Origin of the sequence: Microvirga vignae (assembly GCF_001017175.1) — a bacterium.
Classification (GTDB): Bacteria; Pseudomonadota; Alphaproteobacteria; order Rhizobiales; family Beijerinckiaceae; genus Microvirga; species Microvirga vignae.
In genome coordinates this window covers 1-8,278 of sequence record NZ_LCYG01000151.1, presented here as the reverse complement: position 1 = coordinate 8,278, position 8,278 = coordinate 1, and the positions used below count along the sequence as shown (strand labels likewise).

Below are 8,278 nucleotides of genomic sequence, written 5' to 3'. Positions count from 1 at the left end.
GATCCCGAGCCCGACGTGGCCGAACTCTACACGGACATCCTGCACTCCGCACGTTGAGGCTATGTCGCAAACGGATTGCTTCAGAGTTTCAGCTGTCGTGGCCAGCGTCTCAACGGCGGAGGGTTGCGTGTTCAAGGGCAAGCACCTTGATCCTTTGGTCATCCTGCTCCGCGTGCAGTGGTCTCTGGCCTGCAAACTCGGCCCCCGGCTTGACAATGGATGGCTTCGGCGGCTCCGCGCTGCGTCTGAAGGGTATGGAACTTCATCTCGCCGGACAGCCTGCAGCCGATCTTTCGGGCGTAGCCGATCTTCGCGACTGATCGGCACTGGCGTACCTGTTGCTGTTCCACGAGTATTTGCGCGGCAGGACGAATCAAGTCCTCGGAGGCTCCTACCAGACCGGCTGGACCGAATTGCTCACTAACCATTTGCGAGGGTGGTACCGGCACGACACAGCCGCATTGGATCTCTGCCAGATAGACAGATCTGTATCGGCATAGCTCTGCTTTCGGCCGATATCGGCTGTCCTCGGGAGCCAGCAATGGTGCGTCCCGAACAACTTCCTTTTTGGCTTCCATAATATTTTTTCAAAATAGGCTTGCAAAACAATACAGATCAGTATACCTAATCCGCCATCGATACAGACCGGTATTGTTTGGGACGCAACCAGAGTCCGAACCCTACCGCTGCGATCAGCCATTCCCTGTTGGGAGCGGGAGAGTTCATCATGAAGTCAATCAGCACACTCCGCCACCTGATCCGGAGTCTTCTCGCCGTCAGCGTTGTTGTCACCGCCGTGACGGGTTTCGCCGGAACGGCGCAGGCACAATCCCTGTCTTACGCTCAGCAAGCTTCGCCATCCACCCAACAAATGAAGACAGCGGAATGGAACGGCCGTAGTGTCGCCCGGACCGGCGCGACTGTTCCCAATCCGGGGACCGCGAAAATCGGTTCTCAAACCGGGATCGAACGCCGCGCCCAAGAGCGAAGTGACAGGATACTCCGAACGATCTGCATCGGGTGCCTGTAGGTCAGACGAGCCATGGATCAGAACAGCGACCAGAGTTCCCTCTGGGCGACGATTGCTGCCATCTCGCGCTGAGCTTTGCAGTCGTCCTGCTTTGCATACCGCTGCTTTTACGATGGTTCCTCACGGAGTGACGGCCTCAACCAACAGGAATGGCGAGTGCCTAGTCTGAGGCGCACCCGCTGACAGGAGAGTAAGATGCAAAGCCTCAAGGTCACCTTTCCGGGATCAAGCGGCGATCAGCTTGCCGCCCGGCTCGAACTCCCGCTCGGCCAGATCCGGTCCTACGCGGTCTTCGCCCACTGCTTCACCTGCTCGAAAGACCTCTTCGCCTCCCGGCGGATCGCGTCCGAGCTCGCCATGCGGGGCATTGCGGTTCTGCGGTTCGACTTCACCGGCCTTGGTGCGTCGGGAGGCGAGTTCGCCAACAGCAACTTCTCCTCCAACGTAGAGGACCTCCGGCGAGCGGCCCAATATCTCGCCGAACATTTCGGTCCCGCCGAACTCCTTGTCGGCCACTCGCTCGGGGGCGCCGCTGTACTGGTGGTGGCTGCGGACCTGCCCGACGTCCGGGCGGTGGTAACGATCGGGGCGCCGGCTGCTACAGAGCACGTGATCCACAGCTTCCGCGCGCATGTCCCCGTCATCGAAAAGCGGGGTGAGGCTGAGGTGGAACTAGCCGGACGTCACTTCACCATCCGGCGGCAGTTTCTCGAAGACGTGCGCAGGCCGCATCTCGAAGCCAAAATCCACGATCTTGGCCGGCCACTGCTCGTCCTGCATGCTCCTGGCGACGAGATCGTCGGGATCGAGAATGCCAAGCGAATCCTTGCGGCCGCGCGGCACCCAAAGAGCTTCATCTCCCTCGACGGTGCCGACCATCTCCTGACCCGCCACGAGGATGCGGCCTTCGTCGCCGAGGTCGTCAGCGCCTGGTACGGGCGGTATTTCCCGAAGCGGCCGAGTGCAGGGCCGGTTGTCAATCACGATGGCGTCCTCGTCCGGGCCTCGAGAGAAGGCCGCTTCCAGCAGGTCGTCGAAGCCGGGCGGCACCGATTGCTGGCCGATGAGCCTGAGAGCTACGGCGGCTTGGACAGTGGACCCAGTCCTTACGACTTCGTGTCGGCGGCGCTCGGCACCTGCACGTCGATGACGCTTCAGCTTTATGCCGAGCGCAAGGGATGGCAGCTTCCGCCGTACACGGTCGAGGTGCGGCACGCCAAGGTTCATGCTGACGACTGCGCCAGTTGCGCGGACGGGCGGAGCGGGAAGATCGATCAGTTCGAGCGTCGGATCACCTTCGAAGCCGATCCTGGGCCTGCAGTGACCGAGAAGATCGCAGAGATCGCTGGCAAGTGCCCGGTGCACCGGACTCTTGAGGCTCGCTCACATATCGTCACGAAGGTCGAAACCTCGAATTCCTGATGCCATGGCGCGGGGGATACCCTGGTTGAGAACGAGGCGGATACGCTGCTGCGAACGAGCGGGCGATGGTACAGTTCTTTCACTCAATCTTAGACCTGTCTTGTGGCCCATCCCGGTGGCAGGATCGCCTCCGTCAAAAGAAGCCATTGCTTCGGCTTCAAAAGGAGGACTCCCTATGTTCGTCGCTTTTCTTCTTTGCAGGATCCGTACCTACCGGCGGTACCGCGCGTCCGCCCGTGAGCTGTCCCGTTTCTCCGACCGCGAACTCGTTGACCTCGGCATCTCCCGTTACGAGATCGATACCGCCACGTAGATCCTCGCAGGCCGCAGCAGCGGCTCCCGTGCCGTCCGACGGGCGCTCGCATCTGACCTCTTCAATTCTTGAGAGCACACAATGACCACGCATCGCACCAAGGTCCTGATCATCGGGGCCGGACCGGCCGGCTATACCGCCGCCATCTATGCTGCTCGTGCCAACCGGAAACCGCTCCTTGTGACGGGCCTGCAGCCTGGCGGCCAGCTCACCATCACGACGGATGTCGAGAACTACCCTGGGTTCGCGGATCCCGTCCAAGGACCATGGCTGATGGAGCAGATGCGACAGCAGGCGGAGAATGTCGGCACGAATATGGTGTACGACACCATCACCTCCGTTGATCTCTCCAGACGCCCATTCCACGCCCGAGGTGACTCCGGCGATACGTACATCACCGACACCCTCATCATCGCAACGGGAGCCCAAGCCCGCTGGCTTGGACTGCCCTCGGAAGAAATCTTCAACGGGTACGGGGTCTCAGCCTGCGCAACGTGCGATGGCTTCTTCTATCGAAATAAAGAAGTCGTAGTCGTAGGAGGCGGCAATACAGCCGTAGAGGAAGCGCTCTACCTGTCGAATCTTGCCTCCAAGGTCACGATCATCCATCGCCGTGATCGCTTCCGGGCGGAGCCAATCCTTCAGGATCGTCTCTTGGCCAAGCCGAATGTCGAGGTGGTCTGGAACCACGTCATCGACGAGGTGATCGGCAAACAGGAGCTGATGAAGTCGGTGACTGGCGTTCGAATCCGCGACGTGAACACGGGCGAGACGAAGGAACTCCCCACCGACGGCCTTTTCGTCGCCATCGGGCATGATCCCGCAACCAAGCTGTTCCGTGGTCAGCTTGAGATGGACGAAGCCGGCTACATCAAAGTCGGCTCCTGGTCGACGAAAACGTCCGTTCCCGGGTGCATGGCGGCCGGCGATGTGATCGATCCGGTGTTCAGGCAGGCCATTAGCTCTGCCGGAATGGGGTGCATGGCGGCCCTGGAAGCCGAAAAATTCCTTGCCGAGCATTCGCCTGATCCGATCACCCGCTCGATCGAAAAGCGTGAAGAGCAGATGATCGGCGCTTGGGGCTAGGATCGAGCACGTATCAGCCAGTTCAGGCGGAGGCAATCTGGTTGGCCCGCCTCCCATCGTTGCCTCCAGAAAGATCACGGATGCCGCGACCATGGAACTGCATATACGCATCACCTGTGCCGACGCCGTCAAGTTGTCGGCCAATTTCGGCGCGACGCTGGATGATGTGGTCGAGATCAGCTTCACGGTTGCCCTGCCAAGCTCGCGTCTGGCGACTGTCTCCGTCTTCCGATGCAAAGATAGGTGAACCCGATGAGCCCACTGCCTTTCAGCATTGATCGAGACGCCAAGGCATCGCTCTCGTCCCAGATCTACACGGGTCTTCGCGACGCTATCCGGCAGGGGACCCTCACCCAGGGGGCGCGGTTGCCGTCCTGGCGCGACCTCGCAGTTCAGCTGGGGGTGTCGCGGGGCACGGTCCGGGTCGTCTATGAGCGCCTCCTCGATGAGCAGCTTCTCGTCTCGCGCGGCGCCAGCGGCACGTGGGTCTCAGAGGCACCGATTACCCCGCAGGCATCACCGGAGCGATCGATCAACCACCCCTTTCCTGACTTCTTCCCGGATTTTGGCAATCGTCCTGCGACGTTCCAGATGGGCGTTCCCTCGCAGGACGCCTTTCCGTTCAAGTTATGGACCCGCATGATGCTGCGGAACGCTCGCACGGCGGCCCTGCATCCGGTCAGCTACCCGGACCCGCGGGGCGCTCCCGCGCTCAGGCACGAGATCGCCTCGTACCTGGCGATTGCCCGCGGCCTGCAGTGCACCGCCGACCAAGTGCTAGTGACGGCGGGTTTCGCCGGAGCCTTCGGGATCGCCGTGCGAGCTCTGAAGCTGGAGGGTGCCAGCGCCTGGTTCGAGGATCCTGGATTTCCCCTGACGAGGAAGGCGCTCCAGATTGCGGGCTTGAACATCGTGCCGGTGCCGGTGGATGGCGAGGGTCTCGACGTCCGGCAGGGGATCTCGCTCTGCCAGCACGCCGCGGTCGCAGTCGTTACGCCGGGCCAGCAGGCCCCACTGGGAATGACCATGACGCTTGCCCGACGCAGGGCGTTGCTTGATTGGGCGGCGCGCCATGAGGCCTACATCATCGAGGATGATTATCTGGGCGAACTGCAACTGCGGGGGCGGGCTGCGCCGGCGCTGGCCTCCATCGACCAGGATGGTCGGGTACTGCATATCGGCACCTTCAGCAAGACAATCAGCCCGTCTCTGCGTCTGGGCTTCATGGTGGTGCCGTCCCATCTGGCGCTGACATTCGCGGAGACCGCCGCCTGCCTTGCTCCCGCACCCAACGTTGCAGTCCAGCATACCGTCGCCGAATTCATTCGCGAGGGACATTACCTGCGTCACTTGAGGAAGATGAAGCGCCTTTATGCCGCCCGGCAACAGAGGCTGGCAGACACGCTCCGCGAACTGGCGCCATCAGGCTATGATGTGGATGCCCATGGCGGCTTTGCCGTGCGTCTTGTCCTTCCTGATTACTATGATGATGTCGCAGTGTCGGAGCGAGCCCTGCAATACGGCTTGGCGCCCGTGCCGCTATCACCGTGGTACCTGTCGGCGCCAGCGCCGCGAGGCTTGCTGCTGGGTGCCACAAACTATTCCGAGCGGACGCTGAGGAAGGACTGCATCAAGCTCCTGGAACTTGTTGAGGCAAGTGTAGGCGGCAGGCATGAGCAGACGCGTTCCGGACAACCAGGCTGAGCGCCAGGTACGGATCCCATGCAGACTCCGACTTGAACGTCGGAGGCAATAGGCCGGAGCGCTCCGGGCCATTTTATCTGATCCTGACGATGAACGTTCAACTTCGATACGCCGAACCCGGAGTGCAGGCCCGCACGGACCACACCGAACTCGATCTTCTTGGTTCTGCCGACGGCGCCATAGTCGTTGTCATTCTCGAGGTTGACGTACAGACCTTCGACCCTCGCTCAGGTTGTTGGTGAACGCGTACTCGACACCGCCACCAAGGGTCCAGCCCACATTCACATCGTCGCCGTCTTCGGAGGGCACTGGTGCGTTAACCTCGGTCGTATAGCATGGAGCCTCTTCCATGTCGCTCTTCAAGCGCCGCCCCTTCCCGGCCGAGATCTCTGTGTTCGCTGGTACTGCAAGTACGGGATCAGCTATCGCGATTTGGTCGAGATGATGCAGGAGCGCGGCGTCGAGGTCGACCCGAGCGCGATCTTTCGTTGGGCTCAGCGCTATGCCCCCGAGCCTGAAAAGCGAGTTCGCCAAGATCAGGGCTATCGATCCGGATCATGGCAAGTCGACGAGACCTATGTGCAGGGTGATGTGTAGGCTGTTGTTCATGCAGCCCACTATGGGTGGGGCCTACGCCGGTTCTTCAGACAGGTGATGACAGCGCGCCAGCGGCCGCTTCTACACGACGTGCAAGGTCGAGGAGGCGCCTGTCACGACCGTGCGCTCCGTCCATCTCAAGCCCAATCGGCAGTCCGTTGGTGGACAGGCCCGTAGGAATGCTGATGCCCGGCAAACCTGCTGCACTCGTAGGGACAGTGTGTCTGGCCAGAGCCAAGTCACTGACCTCCTGACCCGCGATTAAGAACTTCGACTGATGCTCGATCATCGGCGCCGTGCAGGGAGTCGTTGGAAAGAGAAGTGCCTCAGTCCCGCTGCCAGAAAATGCTTCATGGAAGCGGCGCTGGATCTCAGAGCGATCGACAGTCAGCGCTGCCTCATATGTGTCCGCAGAAACATATCCGGGCCCACTTGGCAAAACAACCTGTGCCCATGCTTCTTTTAGACCAGGTTTAAGTCCATTATAGATTTCGTCGAATGTAGCCGGAACGTTGTGGCGACGAAGGAAGTCTGAGAGCGCTTCCATCGTTTCATGGAAAAAGATGTTCCACGTCGCCGTCTCGGCGAGCGAGGAAAAGCCTTCTCCGAGATCGACCTCGACAATCTCGGCACCAGCGTCGCGTAGGCGCCGAACCGTTTCTTTGAAATGCGCCTCGATATCAGGCTCGACCAGATCAAGATATTGCCGAGGCGCATAGGCGAACCTGACGCCCTTCAGGTCAGACCGACCGGAGGGTGCGGTCGCCTCAGCCTTCGTGACGATATGATCGATCAGTGCGCAGTCTTCAACGTTGCGGGCAAGCACGCCTGTTGTGTCGAGCGTATGGGAGATCGGGGCGACCCCGTTACGTGGCCACCGCCCCGTCGTCGGCTTGAAGCCAACCACACCACAGAGCGACGCAGGCACTCGGATCGAACCTACCGTATCGCCCCCTAAGGCCGCGGGCACGATCCGAGCCGCGACAGATGCGCCGGACCCGCTGGAGGAGCCCCCGGAGATATGATCACGGTTATGTGGGTTTTTCACCTGACCATAGGGGCTGTTGTTGCCGGTCAAGCCGTAGGACAACTCAACGAGATTGTTTTTGCCAAAGACGATGCTACCAGCATCCTTGATCGCGCCAACGACGTCGGCGTCCTCGTCCGGTACGAAACCTTCCAGATTCCGCACTCCAAGCGTCGTGTGGAGTCCTTGAGTTAGGTAGCTGTCCTTGACCGCCAACGGAACGCCCAGAAGGGGAGCAGTGGAACCAGCAGCGCGAGCCTTGTCCGCATCTCTGGCGGCAGCCAGCGCAGCTGCTTCATCTATTGTAATGAAGGCATTGAGATCGGAGTGCATTCGGGCGCGCTGGAGGAGCGCGGCCGTATATGACTCTGACGAGATGTCGCCATTGCGAATGGCGGCAGCCGCTGCGACAACGCCGAGCCCTGCGAGCCCGCCTGCTTCTGGTCCCGACGCTGTAGTCTTGATCAGCCTAGTCATTGCAAATCTCTTCTTTGAAGCAACAGAAAAAGCCATGGCCTCATGGAATGGCTTGTAACGGATGTGAACATGGGCGCGGTCGGAGAGAGGCCGAATAGCCGGATCGCGGAAGACACCCTTTCACCTTGTGAGCGAATGGCTCTAGAGCTGCCTTGAGAACCAGCAACGATGTCATACCCTTGGGACTCCCTTATTACAGCTGTCGGATGCCGCCCGGGCTGAGCGCCTGATCAATAGACTCTGGTGGCGATGTCGCTCGCCCCACAAAAGAAGCGCCCCGTGCCGGCCGAGGCTCTTCCAAGTCTCGGGAGGAATGACCTTCGATCGGGGACAAGAGCATTGTGCCTGATCTGCCGGTCTATGGCTGCAGGGAGAAGCATATCAATTGACCGATTCTGCGCTGCTTGCGCCAATCCTGCACAATTCAGCACGGAATAGGCCGCACGTCCCCGAAGGACGGGCAGTGTGACGACTTCCAAACCGACTGGGACAGGCGTTCCGCAAGGAGGCTGGACAGCCTTGACCCTGCCCAGACACGTGTGGACGCATAGACACAGCCGGGACAACTCTCATCCAATCAGATCCAGTGAGCGTATAGGCAGAGCGCATCTTGATTGCGGGG

The 8,278-nt window shown here is 60.6% G+C and carries 7 protein-coding genes and 1 pseudogene; 7 read left to right on the top strand and 1 reads right to left on the bottom strand.

What is annotated here, in order from left to right; all coding sequences use genetic code 11:
• The first annotated feature begins 727 nt into the window (after positions 1 to 727).
• The 7 genes and pseudogenes from AA309_RS31310 to AA309_RS37100 all read left to right on the top strand — a co-directional run.
• Positions 728 to 1,030 carry a hypothetical protein gene (locus AA309_RS31310; RefSeq protein WP_047192933.1) on the top strand — a complete coding sequence of 101 codons (303 nt, stop codon included), beginning with the start codon at positions 728 to 730 and terminating at the stop codon, positions 1,028 to 1,030.
• 195 nt (positions 1,031 to 1,225) lie between these two features.
• Positions 1,226 to 2,452: a bifunctional alpha/beta hydrolase/OsmC family protein gene (locus AA309_RS31305; RefSeq protein ID WP_047192932.1), complete on the top strand. Its 1,227-nt coding sequence runs from the start codon at positions 1,226 to 1,228 to the stop codon at positions 2,450 to 2,452.
• 175 nt (positions 2,453 to 2,627) lie between these two features.
• Complete coding sequence (locus AA309_RS33915; protein ID WP_084731865.1) at positions 2,628 to 2,765, top strand: DUF1127 domain-containing protein; 138 nt, start codon at positions 2,628 to 2,630, stop codon at positions 2,763 to 2,765.
• Positions 2,766 to 2,846: 81 nt separating this feature from the next.
• A complete protein-coding gene (gene trxB / locus AA309_RS31300) occupies positions 2,847 to 3,851 on the top strand; it encodes a thioredoxin-disulfide reductase (protein ID WP_047192931.1) in 1,005 nt (334 codons plus the stop codon).
• Between the two features lie 91 nt (positions 3,852 to 3,942).
• Entirely contained in the window at positions 3,943 to 4,098 is a 156-nt protein-coding gene (locus AA309_RS35625) for a hypothetical protein (protein ID WP_160310591.1), read from the top strand.
• Between the two features lie 5 nt (positions 4,099 to 4,103).
• Positions 4,104 to 5,555: a MocR-like pyridoxine biosynthesis transcription factor PdxR gene (gene pdxR, locus AA309_RS31295; protein ID WP_047192934.1), complete on the top strand. Its 1,452-nt coding sequence runs from the start codon at positions 4,104 to 4,106 to the stop codon at positions 5,553 to 5,555.
• 393 nt (positions 5,556 to 5,948) lie between these two features.
• Positions 5,949 to 6,140 (top strand): annotated as a pseudogene (locus AA309_RS37100) (IS6 family transposase); the annotation flags it as partial.
• A 58-nt stretch (positions 6,141 to 6,198) separates the two neighbouring features.
• On the opposite strand, the gene AA309_RS31280 reads toward AA309_RS37100, so the two are convergent.
• Complete coding sequence (locus AA309_RS31280) at positions 6,199 to 7,512, bottom strand: amidase family protein (RefSeq protein WP_425286922.1); 1,314 nt, start codon at positions 7,510 to 7,512, stop codon at positions 6,199 to 6,201.
• Positions 7,513 to 8,278 lie beyond the last annotated feature (766 nt).